General features: G+C 71.0%; 18 protein-coding genes. 9 read left to right on the forward strand and 9 right to left on the reverse strand.

Annotated features, from left to right (window positions below; all coding sequences use genetic code 11):
- The first annotated feature begins 80 nt into the window (after window positions 1–80).
- On the forward strand, window positions 81–485 hold the full coding sequence (locus AB0K08_RS13110; RefSeq protein WP_363355148.1) for a Fur family transcriptional regulator: 405 nt from the start codon (window positions 81–83) through the stop codon (window positions 483–485).
- Here the strand turns inward: AB0K08_RS13110 and AB0K08_RS13115 are convergent.
- From AB0K08_RS13115 to AB0K08_RS13140, 6 genes are all read right to left on the reverse strand, one after another.
- On the reverse strand, window positions 452–1,333 hold the full coding sequence (locus AB0K08_RS13115) for an ABC transporter ATP-binding protein (protein WP_363355150.1): 882 nt from the start codon (window positions 1,331–1,333) through the stop codon (window positions 452–454). The genes AB0K08_RS13110 and AB0K08_RS13115 overlap by 34 nt on opposite strands.
- A complete protein-coding gene (locus AB0K08_RS13120; RefSeq protein ID WP_363355152.1) occupies window positions 1,330–2,244 on the reverse strand; it encodes a metal ABC transporter permease in 915 nt (304 codons plus the stop codon). Before AB0K08_RS13120 ends, AB0K08_RS13115 begins: the two co-directional genes overlap by 4 nt.
- Window positions 2,241–3,305: a metal ABC transporter substrate-binding protein gene (locus tag AB0K08_RS13125; protein WP_363355154.1), complete on the reverse strand. Its 1,065-nt coding sequence runs from the start codon at window positions 3,303–3,305 to the stop codon at window positions 2,241–2,243. Before AB0K08_RS13125 ends, AB0K08_RS13120 begins: the two co-directional genes overlap by 4 nt.
- A 147-nt stretch (window positions 3,306–3,452) precedes the next feature.
- Window positions 3,453–4,523 (reverse strand): hemolysin family protein, encoded by a 1,071-nt coding sequence (locus tag AB0K08_RS13130; protein WP_363355156.1) that lies wholly within the window; start codon window positions 4,521–4,523, stop codon window positions 3,453–3,455.
- Window positions 4,520–5,863, reverse strand: coding sequence for a hemolysin family protein (locus AB0K08_RS13135; protein WP_363355158.1), 1,344 nt, complete (start codon window positions 5,861–5,863; stop codon window positions 4,520–4,522). Before AB0K08_RS13135 ends, AB0K08_RS13130 begins: the two co-directional genes overlap by 4 nt.
- A 203-nt stretch (window positions 5,864–6,066) precedes the next feature.
- Window positions 6,067–7,503, reverse strand: coding sequence for a GuaB1 family IMP dehydrogenase-related protein (locus AB0K08_RS13140; RefSeq protein WP_363355160.1), 1,437 nt, complete (start codon window positions 7,501–7,503; stop codon window positions 6,067–6,069).
- Window positions 7,504–7,712: 209 nt separating this feature from the next.
- On the opposite strand from AB0K08_RS13140, the gene AB0K08_RS13145 reads away from it, so the two are divergent.
- On the forward strand, window positions 7,713–11,516 hold the full coding sequence (locus AB0K08_RS13145; RefSeq protein WP_363355162.1) for a multifunctional oxoglutarate decarboxylase/oxoglutarate dehydrogenase thiamine pyrophosphate-binding subunit/dihydrolipoyllysine-residue succinyltransferase subunit: 3,804 nt from the start codon (window positions 7,713–7,715) through the stop codon (window positions 11,514–11,516).
- Window positions 11,517–11,624: 108 nt separating this feature from the next.
- On the forward strand, window positions 11,625–12,227 hold the full coding sequence (locus AB0K08_RS13150) for a GDSL-type esterase/lipase family protein (protein ID WP_363355164.1): 603 nt from the start codon (window positions 11,625–11,627) through the stop codon (window positions 12,225–12,227).
- 343 nt (window positions 12,228–12,570) lie between these two features.
- On the opposite strand, the gene rsrA is transcribed toward AB0K08_RS13150, so the two are convergent.
- Together rsrA and AB0K08_RS13160 are read right to left on the reverse strand one after the other, a co-directional pair.
- Window positions 12,571–12,837 (reverse strand): mycothiol system anti-sigma-R factor, encoded by a 267-nt coding sequence (gene rsrA, locus AB0K08_RS13155; protein ID WP_363355166.1) that lies wholly within the window; start codon window positions 12,835–12,837, stop codon window positions 12,571–12,573.
- Window positions 12,834–13,523, reverse strand: coding sequence for a sigma-70 family RNA polymerase sigma factor (locus tag AB0K08_RS13160; protein ID WP_363355191.1), 690 nt, complete (start codon window positions 13,521–13,523; stop codon window positions 12,834–12,836). The genes rsrA and AB0K08_RS13160 overlap by 4 nt, the downstream gene beginning before the upstream one ends.
- 179 nt (window positions 13,524–13,702) lie before the next feature.
- On the opposite strand from AB0K08_RS13160, the gene aroA reads away from it, so the two are divergent.
- The 5 genes from aroA to AB0K08_RS13185 are packed head-to-tail and all read left to right on the forward strand — an operon-like array spanning window position 13,703 to window position 17,984.
- Window positions 13,703–15,112, forward strand: a complete 1,410-nt coding sequence (aroA, locus tag AB0K08_RS13165) for a 3-phosphoshikimate 1-carboxyvinyltransferase (protein ID WP_363355168.1) — start codon at window positions 13,703–13,705, stop codon at window positions 15,110–15,112.
- Window positions 15,109–16,308 carry a ribosome small subunit-dependent GTPase A gene (locus AB0K08_RS13170; RefSeq protein ID WP_363355170.1) on the forward strand — a complete coding sequence of 400 codons (1,200 nt, stop codon included), beginning with the start codon at window positions 15,109–15,111 and terminating at the stop codon, window positions 16,306–16,308. Before aroA ends, AB0K08_RS13170 begins: the two co-directional genes overlap by 4 nt.
- 10 nt (window positions 16,309–16,318) lie before the next feature.
- On the forward strand, window positions 16,319–17,137 hold the full coding sequence (hisN, locus tag AB0K08_RS13175; RefSeq protein WP_363355172.1) for a histidinol-phosphatase: 819 nt from the start codon (window positions 16,319–16,321) through the stop codon (window positions 17,135–17,137).
- Window positions 17,137–17,652 carry a CrcB family protein gene (locus AB0K08_RS13180; RefSeq protein WP_363355174.1) on the forward strand — a complete coding sequence of 172 codons (516 nt, stop codon included), beginning with the start codon at window positions 17,137–17,139 and terminating at the stop codon, window positions 17,650–17,652. The genes hisN and AB0K08_RS13180 overlap by 1 nt, the downstream gene beginning before the upstream one ends.
- Window positions 17,649–17,984, forward strand: a complete 336-nt coding sequence (locus AB0K08_RS13185) for a CrcB family protein (protein ID WP_363355176.1) — start codon at window positions 17,649–17,651, stop codon at window positions 17,982–17,984. The genes AB0K08_RS13180 and AB0K08_RS13185 overlap by 4 nt, the downstream gene beginning before the upstream one ends.
- Before the next feature lie 77 nt (window positions 17,985–18,061).
- Here the strand turns inward: AB0K08_RS13185 and AB0K08_RS13190 are convergent, their stop codons facing one another.
- Window positions 18,062–18,487 carry a DUF2568 domain-containing protein gene (locus tag AB0K08_RS13190; protein WP_363355177.1) on the reverse strand — a complete coding sequence of 142 codons (426 nt, stop codon included), beginning with the start codon at window positions 18,485–18,487 and terminating at the stop codon, window positions 18,062–18,064.
- Between the two features lie 361 nt (window positions 18,488–18,848).
- On the opposite strand from AB0K08_RS13190, the gene AB0K08_RS13195 reads away from it, so the two are divergent.
- Window positions 18,849–20,134, forward strand: a 1,286-nt coding sequence (locus AB0K08_RS13195; protein WP_363355179.1) for a DUF222 domain-containing protein, incomplete at its 3' end; no start/stop codon positions are given.

The following is a 20,134-nucleotide window of genomic DNA, read 5'->3' on the forward strand; positions in this document are numbered from 1 at the left end:
ACGTCAGGCCCTTGATCCTCGCCTCAGGGGCCCGGCCGTCCGCGCCCCCTCGGGACGCCGCCGCTGGTAGTCTCGAGGCGATGAACGTCGGACCCGTGAAAAGCCGCTCCACGCGGCAGAAGACTGCCGTGAACCGGGTCCTGGACGAGCGTGAGGACTTCGTCAGCGCCCAGGAGCTCTTCGCCCTGTTGAAGGAACGCGGGGAACAGGTCTCCCTGGCGACCGTGTACCGCATCCTGCAGCAGCAGCAGCAGGACGGGCTCGTGGATGTGCTCAACCCGGACGACGGCGAATCGCTGTTCCGCCGCTGCGAGGCGCAGACCCACCACCACCACCTCATGTGCCGGCGCTGCGGCCGGGCGGTGGAGATCGAGGCCCCGGCCGTGGAGGCCTGGGCCGCCCGGACCGCCCAGGAGCACGCCTTCACCGAGGTGGAGCACACCGTGGAGATCTACGGGATCTGCCCCGACTGCTCCCGTTCCTGATGTGCCTCGACCGTGCAGTCCGGGTCCACCAGCAGGGGGACGTCCGTCCCTGACGGCCCGGTCTCACCCGCCGACGGGGCCGGGCCGTGCAGGGACCCCAGCCCGTAGACGGCCTCGAGGTTGGCCCTGGTCATGACCTGCTCCGGTGGCCCGGACGCCACCACCCGGCCGTGGACCAGGATCACGTGGTCGGCCGCGCGGGCCTCGTCCAGGTCGTGCGTGGTCAGCACCACCGAGTGCCCGTGGGCGGTCTCCGCGTGGATGATGCGGTCGATCGTCCGCGCCGAGGTGATGTCCAGGCCCGTCATGGGCTCGTCCAGCATCAGCACCTCGTGGCCCTGCGCCAGCCCCTGGGCCACGTAGACCCGTTGCCGCTGGCCGCCCGAGAGCTCGTCGAGGTGACGGCCGGCCAGGTCCGTCACCTTCATCTGGGCCATGGCCTCGGAGACCGCCGCGCGGTCGGCCCGGGAGAAGGGCCGCAGCCAGCCGGCCGCGGGATACCGGCCCATGCGCACCACGTCCCGGACCGTCATCGGCGTGCCCACCGGGAACACCACGGACTGCATCACGTAGGAGATCCGCCGGCGGTTCTCCCGCACCGAGCCGCCCAGCACCGTCAGGGTGCCCGACGCCGGCTCCAGGACTCCCGCGATCGCCTGCAGGAGCGTGGACTTGCCGGAGCCGTTGGGGCCGATCACGGCGGTGACCCCACCGAGGGGCACCCGGAACGAGGAGGATTCCAGCGCGATCTGGCGGCCGTGGGCGAGCACGAGGTCGCGGGCCTCCACGAGGACGGCCCCGGCAGCGCCGGCGCGGGGGGTGCCGGAGGGGGTCGCGCCGGCGCTCATGCGGACACCCGCCCGGTGGCCCCGGTCGCTTCGGTGGGCGAGGGCTGTTGCCCCGGTCGGCTGCGCCGCCGGCCGGACGCGGTCCCGACCCGGTGGACGGTCTCCCGCACGGTCAGCACGAGGAAGAACAGCACGATCGGCACGAGCGACATGGTGGCGGATCCCGCCGTGCCGGCGTAATAGCTCAGCGTGAGCCCGCACCACACGGAGAAGGCCGCGATGGCCAGGGACCACGCGAACATCTGGGGCACCGTCCGGGAGAGCAGCGCGGCGGTGGCCGGCGGTCCCACCAGCAGGCCGAACACCAGCAGGGTCCCCACCGCCTGGAAACTGCCGATCACGGCGGTGGCGATGAGCACCAGCAGCAGGCCGTGGGTGAGCGCCGGATGCATCCCGAGCGAGCGGGCCTTCGACGGGGAGAAGGACAGGGCCATCAGCGGCCGGTAGAGCACCACGGCGAAGAGCACCACGGCCGCGGCCATGATCGACTGCACGCGGATGTCATCCCAGCTGACGCCCAGGGTGTCCCCGAAGAGGATGGCCGTCAGGGACCCCGTGTACGAGTCGGAGGTCGAGATCATGACCACGCCGAGGGCCATCATGCCGACGAACAGCAGGCCGATCGAGGTGTCCTCCTTGAGCGTGGTGGTGCGGTAGACCAACTGCATCCCGCCGACCATGACCGCGGCCGCCACGGCGGCACCCAGGTAGGGGGAGAACCCGAAGAGGACGGCGGCGGCGATCCCGGGGATGACGCCGTGCACGAAGGCGTCGCCGAAGAAGCTCATCCCCCGCAGCACCAGCCAGACTCCGACCACGGAGCACATCAGGGCGGCCACCAGTCCACCGACCAGGGCCCGCTGCTGGAATCCCAGGGCGAAGGGCTCGAGCACCCACTCCACCCCGATCACGCGAGCGCCTCAGCCAGGGTGCGGGCGTTGAGCACCATGGCCTCGGCGTAGGTCTCCGCACCCGATCCCTCGGGCCCGATGCCCCCCTCGTAGATCTCCACCACGGGGACCTCGCCCCCGGTCTCGGCCGAGAGTGCCTGCACGAGCTTGTTCCCGCCACCGGCCCCCGTGACGAGGGCGTCCGCGCCCTCCTGCTGCATCTGTGCCACCAGGGCGGCCATGTCCCCGGAGGACGGCTCGGCGTCCGTGGAACCGCCCGGGATGACCACGCCGCCGATCTCGAAGTCATAGGCCTCGGCGAAGTAGGCGTAGGCCTCGTGGTCCGTCACGAGGGTCCGGTTCTTCTCCGGAATCCCCGCCAGGATCCGGCGCACCTCGGCGTCCACCTCTCCGAGCTCCCCGGAGACCTCGGCACCGCAGTCCGCGAACCGCTGCTCGCCGGTGGCCTCGGCCAGTTCGTCCCCGATCAGCTCGGCGGCCCGCGCCATCCGGGCCGCGTCCATCCAGAAGTGCGGGTCCAGGCCCTCATGATCGTGCCCATCGTGCCCATCGTGGGCACCGTGGCCGTCGTCCGTGTGGTCCTCCTCGTGCTCGTCCGCGTCTTCGTCCGCGTGCTCGTCCGCGTGCTCCTCCGAGTGGACGCCGAAGGGCAGGGGGTCCACAGCCGGCGCCACCTGAAGCACGCGGGCCCCGTCGGCCGCCGCGTTGTCCAGGGCGGTCTGCAGCCCCGCCTCCAGCCCGAGCCCGTTGGAGACCACCAGCTCGGCGGTCGCCAGCTGCGCGACCTGCCGGGAGGACGCCGAGAAGTCATGCGGGTCATCCCCCGGGCCCATCACGGTGGCGGAGGAGGCCCCGGCGCACGTGGCGACCTGGTCGAGGATGCTGCCCAGCTGCGTGGTGGTGGCCACGGCCACCGGATCATCCGCGCCGCCGCCCGCACCCCCGCCGGTGGCGCCCTCCGGCGCGGAGCACCCCGCCAGGGCCAGTGACGCGGCGGCGACCAGGCCCAGCAGGGGCAGGCCGCGGCGGCGTGCGGGGGCGGTACGGGGGGATCGGTCCATGGGGTGCCTTCCAGGCGGGTCGTTGCGGGCGGACGGGCCATGACGGACGACCCGGTCCCATGGGATTCAACCTATCATGATGAGAACCGTTAGCAATAACCGGACCGGCCGGGCCCTCGGGAGTGGTCGGCGGCCCGACGCGAGTAGTCAGCGGCCCGGCGCGCGCAGCTTCACGGGGTTGCTGGACTGCGTCGCGTCGTGGATCTCCCCCACGAGGACCTCCAGCACGTCCTCGAGGAACAGCACCCCGACCGTCTGGCCCTCCGCGGAGATCACGCGGGCCACGTGGGACCCGGTGCGCTGCATGAGGCTCAGGGCGTCCTCGATCTCGTCGGAGACCGCCACGTTGGCCATGGAGCGGACCTTCGTCACGGGGACCGGCTCGTGGTAACGCTCCCCCGGCACCGTCATGACGTCCTTCAGGTGCAGGTAGCCCGTGTAGGAGCCGTCCGCGTCCTCCAGCACGAAGCGGGAGAACCCGGTCCGCCCCACCGCCTTCTCGAACGCCTGGGGGGCCACGTCCGCGGCCAGCGTCACCACGTCGGCGATCGGCACCATGACGGCCTCGGCCGTGTAGTCGGAGAACTCCAGCGCGCCGGAGATCAGCCCCGATCCGTCGTCCACGAGGCCGGTCCGGGTGGACTCCGCCACGATCGACTGCACCTCCTCGAGGGTGTAGGTCGAGTTGACCTCGTCCTGCGGTTCCACCTTGAAGGCCCGCAGCACCACGTTGGCCGTCCAGTTCAGCGCCACGATCACCGGGTGCAGGACCTTGTTCAGCCAGACCAGGGGGGTCGCCAACAGCATGACGGCCTTGTCCGCCATCGAGACCGCCGCGTTCTTCGGGACCATCTCGCCGAAGGTGACGTGCAGGAAGGTGACCACCAGCAGGGCGATGACGAACGCCGTGACGTCCGCGACCGCCGTCGGGATCCCCACGGCCTCCAACGGGACGACCAGCAGATGGTGGATGGCCGGCTCGGAGACGTTGAGGATCAGCAGGGAGCACACCGTGATGCCGAGCTGGCACACGGCGAGCATCTGGCTGACGTGCTCCATGGCGAACAGGGCCGTCTTGGCCCGGCCCGAGCCGGCCTCGGCCTTCGGCTCGATCTGGGAGCGGCGGGCACCCATCACGGCGAACTCGCCGCCCACGAAGAAGGCGTTGGCGATCAGCAGCACGACCAGCCACACGATGCCCATGACGTCGTCGCTCATCGCGCGGCCTCCCGGCTCGTCTCGTCCTGCTGCGGTTCCCCGGCCCCGCGGGCCGGCTCGAACTTGACCCGGTCCACCCGACGTCCGTCCATGCGTTCGACCACGAGCGTGCCGCCGTCCACCTCGAGGACGTCCCCGGGCTCCGCCACGCGGCCGAGCATGGCCATGATGTAGCCGCCGACCGTGTCATAGGACCCGTCCTCGGGCACCTTGAGCGTGGTGATCTGGGCACCGATCTCATCCGGCCGCATCAGCCCCGGGAAGAACCACTTCCCGGAGGCGGTCTGCAGCACCCCCGGGGTCACGCGGTCGTGCTCGTCGGAGACCTCGCCGACGATCTCCTCGACGAGGTCCTCGAGGGTGACCATCCCGGCGGTCCCGCCGTACTCGTCCACCACCATGGCGACCTGGAGGCTCGCGGCGCGCAGCTCGCCCAGGAGCTGGTCCAGGTGCACGGTCGCGGGGACCCGGCCGACGTCGGTCATGATGGTGGCCGCCACCAGCTCGGGGCGCTTGGTGCGGGGCACGGCCACGGCCTTCTTGACGTGCAGTACCCCGCGGACGTCGTCCGGGGACTCCCCGATCACGGGGAACCTCGAGTAGCCCGTCCGGCGGGCGGTCTCGATCACGGCGTCCAGGGGCTCCTCCGCCTCGATCGACTCCATCCGGATCCGGGGGGTCATGACATCGGCCGCGGTGCGGTCGGAGAACCGCAGTGTCCGGTCCACGAAGGCGGCCGTCTTGGCGTCCAGGGTGCCCTTCTCCGCGGAGCGGCGGATCAGGGAGGACAGCTCCTCCGGGGTGCGCGAGCCGGAGATCTCCTCCTTGGCCTCCATGCCGAACAGGTGCAGCACCCGGTTGGAGAAGCCGTTGAGGATGAAGATCACGGGCCGGAAGACCAGGGAGAACGCGAGCATCGGCCGGGCCAGTGCGCGGCCCACCGCCATGGACCGGGCGATCGAGAGGTTCTTCGGGATCAGCTCGCCGATCAGCATCGAGGCCAGGGTGGCCACCGTCATCGCCACCACGATCGAGACGGTCGCGGTCGTCGCCTCGTCCAGGCCGAGGCCGGCCAGCGGCCCGGCGAGCAAGGCCCCGAGCGAGGGCTCCATCAGGTAGCCCGTCAGCAGGGTGGTCAGCGTGATGCCCAGCTGGCACGCCGAGAGCTGGGTCGAGAGGGACTTGAGGCAGCGGAGCAGGGGTGCCGCGCCGCGGTCGCCCTCGTCCACGAGCCGCTGGACCGTGGGGACGTCCAGGGCGATCATCGAGAATTCGACCGCCACGAAGAACCCGGTGCCGAAGACCAACAGCAGGCCGACGGCGAGCAGGAGCCATTCCACGTCAGCACCCACCACCCGGGGCGCCGGATTCAGCGCGGTCGTTCAGTGGGCACGTACTAGAGGGCTCCGTTCCGGCGGCGGCGGTATCGGCTGTCTGCAAGCCTGATCCGCGGCGGCGGGTGGTGGCACCAGATCGGTGTCTGTCCATAGTGGTCCCAGTATACGGGCACCGCCCCGGGCCTCACCGACCGTTCACCGGGGCCTCACCAGGACTGCCGGACCGGGCGCCCCTCCTCGTACCCCGCGGCGGACTGAACGCCCACCACGGCCCGCCGACGGAACTGCGCCAGGTCGGCGGCCCCGGCGTAGGTCATGGAGGACCGCACGCCGGCCGTGATCATGTCCAGCAGGTCCTCCACCGAGGGACGCTCCGGGTCCAGGTACATCCTCGAGGTGGAGATGCCCTCCTCGAACATGGCCTTGCGGGCCCGCGAGTACGCGTCCTCGGTCCTCGTCCGGTTCTGCACGGCCCGGGAGGAGGCCATCCCGAAGCTCTCCTTGTACTGGCGGCCGTCGGCGTCCGCCACCAGGTCCCCGGGGGACTCGACGGTGCCGGCGAACCAGGAGCCGATCATGACCTGGCTCGCCCCGGCCGCCAGCGCCAGGGCCACGTCCCTCGGGTAGCGGACGCCGCCGTCGGCCCAGACGTGCTTGCCCAGGTCCCGGGCTGCCGCGGCACAGTCCAGGACCGCGGAGAACTGGGGCCGGCCCACGGCCGTCATCATCCGGGTGGTGCACATGGCCCCCGGGCCCACGCCGACCTTGATGATGTCCGCGCCGGCCGCCACCAGCTCGCGGACACCGGCCGCGGAGACCACGTTGCCGGCCACCACGGGGACCGGCAGGTCCAGCGCCTTCACGGCGGCCAGGGCGTCCAGCATCTTCTGCTGGTGGCCGTGGGCGGTGTCCACCACGAGCACGTCCGCGCCGTACTCCACCAGGGCGGCGGCCCGGCCGGCCACGTCCCCGTTGATCCCGACGGCGGCCCCCATCCGGAGCCCGCCCGCACCGTCCAGCGCGGGGGCGAACATCCCCGAGCGCAGCGCGCCCGCGGGTGTCAGCACGCCGACCAGCTCGGTCCCGGAGAGCACGGGGGCGTAGGACACCCCGGCGGAGTCCATCTGCACGAAGGCCTCCTGCAGGGAGGGGAACTGCTCGGCCCGGAAGGTCAGTGCGGGCTGACGCAGCACGGAGCCCACGGAGGAGAAGCGGTCCACGCCCTCGCAGTCCTGCTGCCGCACGATCCCCGCGAACGTCCCGTCCTGCGCCACCACGGACGCGGCCGGGTGGTTGCGCTTGCCCAGCAGGTGCAGCACGTCCAGCACGGTGTCCGTGGGCTGCACCTTCAGCGGGGTCTCGAACACCGGGTGCCGCCCCTTGACCCACTGCGCCACCTGCTCGATGACCTCCAGGGGGACGTCCTGGGGCAGGATCCCCAGCCCGCCGCGCCGGGCCATGGTCTCCACCATGCGCCGGCCGGTCACGGCGGTCATGTTGGCGGCCACCAGCGGGATGGTCGCCCCGGTGGCGTCGTCGGCCGAGATGTCCACGTCCATCCGGCTGATGACCTCGGACTTCGCCGGGACCAGGAAGACATCGGCATACGTCAGATCGGTGGTGGGGGTCGTGAGGAATTCCATGTCCTCATCGTCCCACGGTGGGGCACGTCACCCTGCCCTGAACTCCCGACGTCCGCCCCTGGCAGGAAATCCGCGTGGGCGTTGGAACCTGACCTCGAAGTATCACTATGCTTGGACGAGGCGCGCCGAGAGACCGGACCGGAGCGGGGCGCGCCGCAGGGATGCATTCGCCGGTGAACTACACAGACTACGGAAGAGGCGTTACCACCGTGCCAGAACTCACGTCCGACCGGCTTTCCGCGGAATTCCCCGGAAACGAATGGCTCGTCGCGGAAATCTACGACAAGTACAAGGCGGACAAGTCTTCCGTGGATGCCAAGTGGGTCCAGATCTTCGAGCGGCTGGAGGCGACCCCCGCCTCCGCCGCAGCCGGCGCATCCGGGGCGGGTGCCGCCCAGACCGCGAAGGCCACCCCGCAGGACACGGGCAAGCGCACCTCCGCCGAGCCGGCGCAGAAGTCCACCGGGCAGACCCAGAAGACCACCCAGCCGGCCAAGCCGGCCCAGCCGGCAGAACCTGCCCAGCAGGAGCAGGACGCAGCACCCTCCGCGGCCTCCGCATCCCCGGCCGTGAAGAAGTCCGGCGCCCCGGCCACCGCCCCGGTGCCCTCCGAACCGGAGAAGTCCAAGAAGAAGGGGTCCTCCGAACCCCTGGAAGACAAGGTCACGCCGCTGCGTGGCATGGCGCGCGCGGTGGCCAAGAACATGGACGCTTCCCTGTCCATGCCCACCGCCACCACGGTCCGCGATGTGCCGGCCAAGCTGCTCATCGACAACCGGGTGGTCATCAACAACCACCTCAAGCGCAGCCGCGGCGGCAAGGTCTCCTTCACCCACATCATCGGCTACGCCCTGATCCGCGCCCTGGCCCAGTACCCGGCCATGAACGTGCTCTACCGCGAGGTGGACGGCAAGCCCTCGGTGGTCCAGCCGCCGCACGTGAACTTCGGCCTGGCCATCGACCTGCCGCAGAAGGACGGTTCGCGCACCCTCGTGGTCCCGAACGTCAAGGGCGCCGAGTCCCTGAACTTCATCGAGTTCTGGCGCGCCTACGAGGACCTCGTCGCCCGCGCCCGGGACAACAAGCTGGGCCTGGACGACTACGCGAACACCACCGTCTCCCTGACCAACCCGGGTGGCATCGGCACCGTGCACTCCGTGCCCCGGCTGTCCGAGGGCCAGGCCGCCATCGTCGGCGTCGGCGCCCTGAACTACCCGGCCGAGTTCCAGGGTGCGTCCGAGAAGACGCTCAACCGCCTGGCCGTCTCCAAGACGATCACGCTGACCTCCACCTATGACCACCGCGTGATCCAGGGCGCCGCCTCCGGCGAGTTCCTCAAGCTCATCCACGGCCTGCTGCTGGGCGAACAGGGCTTCTACGAGGAGATCTTCGAGTCCCTGCGGATCCCCTATGAGCCGGTGCAGTGGAAGCCGGACGTGCAGGTCAACCCCGAGGACCAGATCAACAAGGTCGCCCGGATCCAGCAGATGATCCACGCCTTCCGTGTCCGTGGGCACCTGATCGCGGACGTGGACCCGCTCGAGTACATCATGCGCAAGCACCCGGACCTGGACATCCTGGAACACGGGCTGACGCTCTGGGACCTCGACCGCGAGTGGCCCACGGGCGGCTTCGGCGGGCAGCCGATGCTGCCGCTGCGCAACATCCTCGGGGTCCTGCGGGACGCCTACTGCCGCAACACCGGCGTGGAGTACATGCACATCCAGGACCCGGCGGAGCGCAAGTGGTTCCAGGACGAGCTGGAGCACCCCTACGCCAAGCCGAACCGGGAGGAGCAGTTGCGCATCCTGGGCCGCCTCAACGCGGCCGAGGCGTTCGAGACCTTCCTGCAGACCAAGTTCGTCGGCCAGAAGCGGTTCTCCCTCGAGGGCGGCGAGTCGCTGATCGCCCTGTTGGACGGCGTGCTCTCCGGGGCCGCGGACGACGGCCTGGACGAGGTCGCGATCGGCATGGCCCACCGTGGCCGCCTCAACGTGCTGACCAACATCGCAGGGAAGACCTACGCCCAGGTGTTCCGCGAGTTCGAGGGCACCGCCATCCCCGGCTCCGTGGAGGGCTCCGGTGACGTGAAGTACCACCTCGGCACCGAGGGCACCTTCATCTCCGACCGCGGCAACCGCACCAAGGTCTACCTCGCGGCCAACCCCTCCCACCTGGAGGCCGTCAACCCGGTCCTGGAGGGCGTCGCCCGCGCCAAGCAGGACCGGCTGGACCGGGGCGGGGACTCCGTGAACTCCTACTCCGTGCTGCCCATCCTGGTGCACGGCGACGCGGCCTTTGCCGGCCAGGGCGTGGTCGCGGAGACCCTGAACCTGTCCCAGCTGCGCGGCTACCGCACGGGTGGCACCATCCACGTGGTGGTCAACAACCAGGTCGGCTTCACCACCCCGCCGTCCTCGGCCCGGTCCTCCGTCTACGCCACGGACGTGGCCAAGACCATCCAGGCCCCGGTCTTCCACGTCAACGGCGACGACCCCGAGTCCGTGGTCCGGGTGGCCCAGCTGGCCTACCAGTACCGGCAGCGGTTCAACAAGGACGTCGTCATCGACATGATCTGCTACCGCCGCCGTGGGCACAACGAGGGCGACGACCCCTCGATGACCCAGCCGCGGATGTACAACCTGATCGAGCAGAAGCGCTCGGTGCGCAAGCTCTACGTCGAGAACCTCGTCGGCCGCGGTGACATCACCCAGGACGAGGCCGATTCGGCGCTGAAGGACTACCAGCAGCGCCTGGAGCGGGTGTTCGCCGAGACCCACGACGCGCAGACCTCCCCGATCCCGGTCATCGGCTCCGGCCTGGAGAAGACCACGGACAGCGAGGACCGCACTCCGCAGGCCCCGGACGGCACCCGGATCTCGGAGGAGACCCTGCAGCGGATCGGCCAGGCCCACCTGGAGATCCCGGAGGACTTCACCGTCCACCCCAAGCTCAAGGCCCTGCTGGAGCGTCGCGCCAAGATGGCCGTCAACGGGGACATCGACTGGGGCTTCGCCGAGCTGGCCGCCTTCGGCTCGCTGCTGATGGAGGGGGTCCCGGTCCGCCTCTCCGGCCAGGACTCCCGCCGCGGCACCTTCGTCCAGCGCCACGCCGTCTTCCACGACCGGGTCACGGATGACGAGTGGACGCCGATCAGGAACCTCTCCCCCGACCAGGCCAAGTTCTGGGTGTACGACTCCCTGCTCAGCGAGTACGCGGCCATGGGCTTCGACTACGGATACTCCGTGGAGCGCTCCGACGCCCTGGTGCTCTGGGAGGCCCAGTTCGGCGACTTCGTCAACGGCGCCCAGACCGTCATCGACGAGTTCCTCTCCTCCTCCGAGCAGAAGTGGGGCCAGAACTCCTCCCTCGTGCTGTTGCTGCCGCACGGCTACGAGGGCCAGGGGCCGGACCACTCCTCCGCCCGGATCGAGCGGTTCCTGCAGATGTGTGCGCAGGACAACATGCGGGTGGCGAACCCCTCGAACGGTGCGAACCACTTCCACCTGCTGCGTGAGCAGGCCTACGCCCGCCCGCGCCGCCCGCTGATCGTCTTCACCCCGAAGCAGCTGCTGCGCCTGAAGGCGGCGGCCTCCCCGGTGGAGGACTTCACCCAGGGCCGCTTCCAGGCGGTCATCCCGGACCACGAGGCCGGCCAGTCCGTGGACAAGGTGCTGCTGGTCTCCGGCCGGCTGTACTACGACCTGGTGGCACGCCGGCAGAAGGACGGGGACACCAAGACCGCGATCATCCGCGTGGAGCAGCTGTACCCGCTGCCCGAAGCGGAGATCGCGGCGGAGCTGGCCAAGTACCCGAACGCCACCGTGTCCTGGGTGCAGGACGAGCCGGCGAACCAGGGTCCGTGGCCGTTCATGGCCCTGAACCTGCTGCCGGTCATGGACCGGAGCGTGACGCTCATCTCACGCCCGGCCTCCGCCTCCACCTCAGCCGGGTCCAAGGTCCGTCACGACCACGAGGCGTCCATCCTGCTGGATGAGGCCTTCGGGCGCTGACCGCACCCTGACCGCAGTCCGGCACCCGGCCCGGCCGCCCCTGGGGCGGCCGGGCTGAGTGCCCCGCCGCCTTGCTACAGTGACGGGCACCCCATCGAAAGGTACACAGTGGAGATTCGTCGGATCCGCATCGCCTCCGTCGGCAATGAGCTCCTGGCCGGCGTGGGCGATCCCCGCGCGCTGGGCTGGCTCGGTCGCGTGCTGGCCAAGACCTCGGCCCCCGGGGTCCAGCTGGAGAGCTACGTCCTGGCCCGCCCGGGCGAGGGCACGGAGGCACTGTCCCAGCGCTGGCAGGCCGAGACGGCCCTGCGCTACGGGCAGACCACGGAGAACCGGCTGGTGATCGGGCTCTCGGACACCGACCTGGACCGGGAGGCCTCCACGGCCCGCGCCCGGCTGAACCTGGCCAACATCCTGGACCGCGCCGCCCAGCTGGACATCGCCACCCTCGTGGTGGGCCCGGTGCCCTCCCTGGACGGGGAGCGCAACGCCCGCCTGCAGGAGTTGAACACGGCGTACATGGACGTGGCGGATCGTCGGCACCACTACTACGTGGACACGTTCACCCCGCTGGTCAACCACGAGCAGTGGCGCAACGACCTCGCGGCGGGTCAGGGCCTGCCCGGCCAGGCCGGGTACGGGCTGGTGGCCTGGCTCGTCCTGCACCGCGGCTGGTACCAGTGGTTGAACCTGCCGGAGCCCACCGCCTGAGCCGCCGGCGCGGGCGGCCCGGGCCGGTTGGTGGCACCCCGCCCACGTGTGAGAAACTGGATGGTGCTGTCACGGATCAGTGACGGCGTCGAATCACCGGAAGGAACCGCGATGAGCAAGCGTGGACGCAAGCGTAAGGACCGCCGCAAGGGCAGTGCCAACCACGGTAAGCGGCCCAACTCCTAAGGCCCTGCCGACTCCCCTGGCTCACACCGGGAGCAGCAAAACCACCAGACCCCGCCGATCGGGACGGTTGAACCGTCCGCCCCGGCGGGGTCTGTTGCGTCAGGAACCGTCCGGGCCGGTGATCCGGGCCCGCCTGGAGGTCTGAGCTGCTGGCGGGCTAGTGTCCGGCCTCCGACTTGATCTGGCTGATGCGCGCCATGATGCTGACCTTGAGGGTGCTCGGGGCCTTCTCGGTGCAGCTGCGCTTGACCACGGAGCGGATGATGCACTCGAGGTCGTACTCGCCGGCGCACTCGGTGCACTCCTCGAGGTGGCCCTTGACCTCCTCGAGGTCGCGGTGCGTCAGGGCACCGTCCAGGTATTCGTACAGGCGCTGGATGCGGGTGTCCGCGCAGTCGCCGATCTTCTGGCAGTCCTCACTCATTTGCTGCCCGCCTCCTGGTCTTCCTCGTCCGTGCCGGTCCGGCCGGTGGTGTTCTGCTTCGGCCCGATGCCGCGTTCACGGGCGTAGTCGGTCAGGAGCCCGCGGAGGAGTTTGCGTCCCCGGTGGAGCCGGCTCATCACCGTGCCGATCGGGATGTCGAGGATCCCGGCGATCTCCTTGTAGGCGAAGCCCTCCACATCCGCGAAGTAGACGGCCAGCCGGAACTCCTCCGGGATGGACTGCAGGGCGTCCTTGACGTCCGAGTCCGGCAGGTGGTCCAGCGCCTCCGTCTCCGCCGAGCGCAGGCCGCTGGAGGTGTGCTCGGCGGCCTTGAACATCTGCCAGTCCTCGACCGTGTCCGTGGCCGCCTGCAGGGGCTGGCGCTGGCGCTTCCGGTAGAGGTTGATGTAGGTGTTCGTTAGGATCCGGTACAGCCAGGCCTTCAGGTTGGTCCCGGGCCGGTACTGGTGGAAGGACGAGTAGGCCTTGGTGTAGGCCTCCTGGACGAGGTCCTCGGCGTCCTGCGGATTGCGGGTCATGCGCATGGCCGCTGAGTACAGCTGGTCCACGTACTCCAGGGCGTCGCGCTCGAACCGCTCGCGCCGGGCGCCATCCGACTCCGTGGCCAGATCCACGTCCGGCGTGTCATGCGCCGCGGGGCCCGGGGCGGTGTCTTTGGTATCCATCGCCCACCAGTCTACGGCCCGCTGCCGCACGGGGGGCCGCTCGGCCAGGGCCACGCCGGTGGGTGCCATGGGAACCTTCCTCTCGCCGGTCTCGTCCGGTGGGTCTCGCTGATGTCCTTCGGCCGGTATAGCAACCCGCCCAGCGCCGTTATTCCAACGCCGGTAATCTGGGCAGGGTGATGACCCACCCTGCAGACCCCTGGCCCGCGCCCCGGCCGACCGGCCCCGTCCACGGCTCCGTGCGCGTCCCCGGGTCCAAATCGCTCACCAACCGCTATCTCGTGCTCGCCGCCCTGGCCGAGGGCCCCAGCCGTCTGCGCGGCGTGCTGGACAGCCGCGACTCCCGCCTGATGATCCAGGCGCTCACCGCCCTCGGCGCCTCGATCACCGAGGTCGCCCCGGGCACGGTGGAGGTCGTTCCGGTGCCCGACGGCGGCCCCCAGACCCCCGCAGAGGGCCTCACCATCGACTGCGGGCTGGCCGGCACCGTCATGCGCTTCGTCCCGCCGCTGGCCGCGCTGGCCTCCGGGCCCGTGCGCTTCACCGGCGACGAGGCCGCCCTCGTCCGTCCCATGGGCCCGATCCTGGACGGCCTCGCCGCGCTCGGCATCCGGGTGGACGGCCCGGGGACCGAGTCCGGCCCCCTGCCCTTCACCGTGCACGGCCGCGGGACGGATGGCGTGGAGGGCGGCCGGATCGAGGTGGACGCCTCCGGTTCCAGCCAGTTCATCTCGGCCCTGCTGCTGGTGGCCCCCCGCCTCCGCCGGGGCTTGCACCTGGTCCACACGGGCGCCTCGGTGCCCAGCCCCGAGCACATCGGGATGACGGTGGCGGTGCTGCGCCGCTGCGGCGTGGGCGTGGATGACTCCGTACCGGGCCAATGGAAGGTCTCCCCCGGCCCGATCCGCGCCCTGGACACGGCGGTGGAGCCGGACCTGTCCAATGCCGGGCCGTTCCTGGCGGTGGCCGTGGCCACCGGAGGCACGGTGTCCGTCCCGGACTGGCCGGCGCAGACCACCCAGATCGGCGACCGGTGGCGGTCCATCCTGCCGGCGTTCGGGGCCACCGTGGAGTTCGCCCCCGCGGCGGCCGACGGCGGCACCACCGGCACCCTGACGGTCATCGGGTCCCGCGGTGCGGACGGCCGCCCCCGGATCACGGGCCCCGGGGAGATCCACGGCACCGCCGAGCTGGCCCCCACCGCGGCGGCCCTGTGCCTGCTGGCGGACGGCCCGGGCCGGCTGACCGGGATCGGCCACCTCCGCGGCCATGAGACGGACCGTCTGACGGCCCTGGCCACCGAGACGCAGCGCCTCGGGGGGACGGTCGAGGAGGGGCCCGACTACCTCGCCTTCCCCGGCACGGCAGACGGTCCGGGCGGCGCAGCGGGTCCGGGCGGCGCAGCCCCCCTGCACGGTGCCACCCTGGAGACCTACGAGGACCACCGGATGGCGACCTTCGCCGCCGTGCTGGGCGTGGTCGTACCGGACGTGTCGGTACGTGACATCGCCACCACGGCCAAGACGATGCCGGACTTCCCGGGGATGTGGACAGACCTCGTGGTGGGCCGCGACGGTTCGGGCACATGAGCCGCCCCGGCCGCCGCTTCGACCCGAAGCGCTGGGACGAGTCCGACGTCCGGTCACGGCCCACCAAGAGGGGCTCACGCCCCCGCACCAAGGAGCGACCCGAACACGAGGATGCGGTGATCGGCCGGGTCGTGACGGTGGACCGGGGCCGGTACACCGTCCATCTCGACGGCGGCGCAGCGGCGGACTCCGGGGCGGACTCCGGGGGCGGCGCCGAGCCCGGCGTCGATCACGAGGACCGGGACGTCACCGCCATGCGGGCCAAGGAACTGCGGCACAACCCCGTGGTGACCGGCGACCTGGTGGGCGTGGTCGGGGACCTGTCCGGCCGGGAGGGCTCGTTGGCGCGGATCGTGCGGATCGAGGAGCGGTCCACCGTGCTCCGGCGCTCCGCCGACGATTCGGACGCCTACGAACGCGTGGTGGTGGCCAATGTGGACACCCTGGTCATCATGGTGGCCGCGGCCAACCCGGAACCTCGCACCGGCTTTATCGACCGGGCACTGGTGGCCGCCTACGACGCCGGCATCGACCCGGTGCTGTGCATCACCAAGACGGACCTACGGGACCCGGCCGGTCTGCTGGCCCACTACCGGCACCTCGACCTGGAGGTGCTCACCTCCCGGTCGGCACGCGACGAGGCACGCGACGAGTCGGCCGGGCCCGGCGCCGATGAGCCGGGTGCTGATGAGCCGGGTGCTGATGAGCCGGGTGCCGGTGAGCCGGGTGCCGGTGAGCCCGACGCCGCGCTGGACGCCAGCCTGCTGGCCGCCCTCCGGGCCCGGCTGGAAGGCCACATCTCCGTGCTCGTGGGACCGTCCGGCGTCGGGAAGTCCACGCTGCTCAACGCCCTGGCCGGCACCCGGCGGGCCACCGGCCACGTCAACGCCGTCACCGGCCGGGGGCGGCACACCTCCTCCTCCGCGCTGGCGATCCCGCTGCCGGACAGCCCGGGCGCCTGGCTCGTGGACACCCCCGGCATCCGCTCCTTCGGCCTGGGCCTGGTGGACCGGGACCGGGTGGTGGAGGCGTTCGACGATCTCGCCCCGGCCCTGGCCGACTGCCCCCGCGGATGCTCCCATGCGGACGGCGAACCCGGCTGTGCCCTGGACGGCTGGGTGGCCGACGGTCAGGCGGGCTCCTCCGGTGCCGAGCGGCTGGCGTCGTTGCGTCGCCTGCTGACCGGTGGAAGGTAGCGTGGCCTCCATGACCGATGCGCCCAAGAACTACACGGATGACCTCCGGCTCGCCCACATCATGGCCGACTCGGTGGACTCCCAGACCATGGCCCGCTTCAAGGCGCAGGACTTCACGGTCGACACGAAGCCGGATCTGACCCCCGTGACGGACGTGGACCGCGGGGCCGAGGAGCTCATCCGCGGCAACCTGTCCCGGGCCCGCCCCCGGGATGCCGTCCTGGGCGAGGAGTTCGGCGAGGCCGGCCACGGAGCGCGTCGATGGGTGGTGGACCCGATCGACGGGACCAAGAACTTCGTCCGCGGGGTGCCGGTGTGGGCGACCCTCATCGCCCTGATCGACGACGGCGAGCCCGTGGTCGGCGTGGTCTCCGCCCCGGCACTAAACCGCCGGTGGTGGGCGGCCAAGGGCACGGGCGCCTACATGGGCAAGTCCCTGGCCTCCGCCACCCGCATCCACGTCTCCAACGTCTCCCGCATCGAGGACGCCTCGCTCTCCTACTCCTCCCTGGAGGGGTGGCGGGAACGCGGCAACATCCGCGAGTTCCTGGAGCTGACCTCCACCGTCTGGCGTACCCGGGCCTACGGTGACTTCTGGTCCTACATGATGGTCGCCGAGGGCGCCGTGGACCTCGCCTGCGAACCCGAGTTGGAGCTCTACGACATGGCGGCGCTGGTGCCGATCGTCACCGAGGCCGGCGGGCGCTTCACCTCCCTGGAGGGCGAGGACGGCCCTTTCGGCGGCAACGCCCTGGCCACCAACGGGCTGCTGCACCCGGAGGCCCTGGAGTCCCTCAACCCGGAGCTGATCGGCCAGCAGCAGGCCTGATGCCCGTCGCGCCCCACCCCCTCCCGGCCCCGTCCGGTCCGGGCCCCCGGCACCCCGGCTGGCCCGTGGTGGGCGCCGTGGCGGTCGGCGGGGTCCTGGGCACCCTGTTGCGCTGGGCGCTGGTGGCCCCGGCGCCGGAGTCCGGCACCCCCGTGGCACAGTGGATCACCCTGGGGCTTGTGAACCTGAGCGGCGCCTTCCTGCTGGGGGTCCTCTCCGGCATCGGCTTCCGGAGCCGGCTGCCGCGCTGGCTCCTGGTCGGCCTCGGCACCGGGGTGCTGGGGTCCTACACCTCGCTCTCCGCGGTGGTCCTGGCAGCCGCCGTGGCACCTGCCGTGGGCGTGGCGGATTTCATCCAGACCGGTTCCCCCGGCGGCTGGCTGCTGGTCGCGGGCCTGGCCGGCACCCTGCTGGCCCTGGCTGCGGGTGCGGCCCTCGGCACCATGGCCGCCGCGGCGGGGCTGCACTTGGGTGGATTCCGTGCCGCGCCCCGCCCCGGGGGGCGGTCGGCGTGATCGTGGTGTGGCTGGCCCTGGCGGGGGCCTGCGGGGCGGTCCTGCGGCTGCTGGCGGACCACTACCTCCCGTCCCGGGGGATCCTGGTGGCCAACACCGTGGGCTCCCTCGTGGCCGGAATCGCCGCCGGGACGCTCTCCGGGGTGGCCCTGGAGGTCTGGTTGACGGGTGTGGCCGGCGCGCTGACCACGTTCTCCACGGTGTCCGTGTCCACGGCGCGGGACGCCCTGTCCGGCCGGTTCGCCGCCGCAGCCGGCTCCTGGGCCGCACATATCGTCGCCGGCCTGCTGGCCGTGGGCCTCGGGCTCGCGCTGGGGACCAGTTGGTCCTGAGCCCGGCTCAGCCCCTGATGCTGCTCAGCGCCTGGCCCGGCCTCAGCGACTGATGCAGGCTCGGCGCCTGATCCGGCTCAGCGCCCGGCGGCTCGGCGGCCGGTGGGGCGCACCGCACCGTCCGCGGCCTCGATCCGTTCCTCCCGTGCCTGGTGCGACTCCTGCTCCAGACGGCCCCGGTAGAGCACCGTCAGGACCATGGACACCGCGATGAGGGCGAGGTAGATCCCGCCGAGCAGCGGCTGGCCCACCACGAACAGCACCACCGCGCCGATCAGGAACAGAGCGTGCCCGGCCACGGCATGCCACGGCCACCGCGGTCGGGCCGGTGCCTTCGGGGAGAGCACGAGGCCCCACACGGCGGCCACCACCACCACGGCCACCACGGCCGCCCACGGGCTGGCGAACACCGTCAGGGCCCAGAACCCCGCGGCGCCGAGCAGGCCCAGCTCGAGCAGGAACATCAGGACGGCGGACAGGGCGGGGCCGGTGGATGCAGGCATGATCCCACAGTCTAGCGATCCGGAGCCGCTGCGCACCGTCGCGTCCGGTCCGGTCAGGGCGATCGCGGTGATCGCCTGGGTTGTGGTGGTCTGATCGATGGGCGGTCCGCTCCGCGGTGAGGATGGTCCCCGCGCGACTGGCGCCAGGCCCTTCCAGCACGCCCCCGGGCCCTGAACCGGCGGGTCCATTCCTCCACAGGTGACCCATCCCTGGCGTGTCATCCACAGATCCCTGTAGGCCCTTCCCTCGGGCTGATGACCATGATCGAATAGAGGCATTCGAATACTTGTTCCCATCACCCGTCGAAGCGAAGACAGAAGCGAAGACGGAAGCCAAGAGGAAGCGCAGAGGAGGTGCACCATGGATCTCGGTGAAGCAGCAGACCAGCCCCATGACGACACACCACCCCTGGAGGACCTCCCTCTCGAGCAGCTCATGGCACTGCTGCACGCGGCCACCCGGGCCGTGACGAATCGCCTCGCTACGCCAGATGCGCTGCGCGAGGTGCTTCCCCTGACCTACTCCCCCTCCACCGGCGGCTCATCCTCCCCGGCCAAGGACTGGGGTGCCATGCTCTCACCCGACCCAGACGCTATGGACACTCAGGACAACACCACTGCCGGACCTGCTGCTGACACTGCTGACGGGGCAGTGGTGGCTGACGGGGCAGTGGTGGCTGACGGGGCAGTGGTGGCTGACGGGGCGGTGGCAACTGGGGTGACGGCTGCTGACGGGGTGACGGCTGCTGACGGGGCGGTGACTGATGGGGCGGCTACTGGCGTCGATGACTTCACCCTGCCCGCCCTGCAACAGGTCCTCGAGAACGTCGCTCGCTCTGTCACGGCCGCTCAGATGTCCCTGGCCGGTCATGCCGTGGAGGTCTACGAGAATCCCTCCGAACGCCAACGACTCCTCGGCCTCCCCACGGGAAAGACCGCGTTCCGTGACGCCACGGACTACCTCAAAGTGGCCCTGCGTATCGACACGTCCGAAGCCCGTCGACGTCTCCGCTGGGCCGCCACGCTCCGCCCGACCCAGGCCCTGACCGGAGAGATCCTCCCACCCCGCCTGCCCATGCTGTCCGAGGCGGTCCAGGAAGGCGCAGTGGACCGCGCCGCCGTGGACGTCATCACCCAGGCCCTGGACACAGCCCGCCAGATGGCCCGCCGGGTCAGCGCCGACCCACACCTATCCACCACCCTGTTGGAGGACGGCGAGCAGCGGCTGGTCTCCCAGGCCCTCTCCGTGGACCCCGGCACCCTGCGCAAGGTGAGCAACCACTGGCTCAAGTGGTTCGAAGCCACCGTGGACCCAGACGGCGCTGAACCCAACGACGCCGACCTCCCCCAGATCCAGGGCATGATCCGCAAAGGCAAACGCAACGGCCTGCATCACTGGCTGCTAGCGGTCAATGACACACAGAACGAATACCTCGAGACCATCGCCGGCGCCGCCACCAACCCCCGCGCCACCCTCCACGGATCCACCGAAGGACGCGAAGACAACGAGAAACTAGGAGACAACGCGGGACGCGGAGGCGTCGAGGGGCAGCTGATGGCGGAGGTGCTCTCCGCAGACGAGGCCGAGCCCACCCCCGTGCCGGCCCTCGACCCCCGCTCGCGGAACCAACAACAACTCGACGGCCT

Source organism: Citricoccus sp. NPDC055426 (assembly GCF_040677445.1).
GTDB lineage: Bacteria > Actinomycetota > Actinomycetes > Actinomycetales > Micrococcaceae > Citricoccus.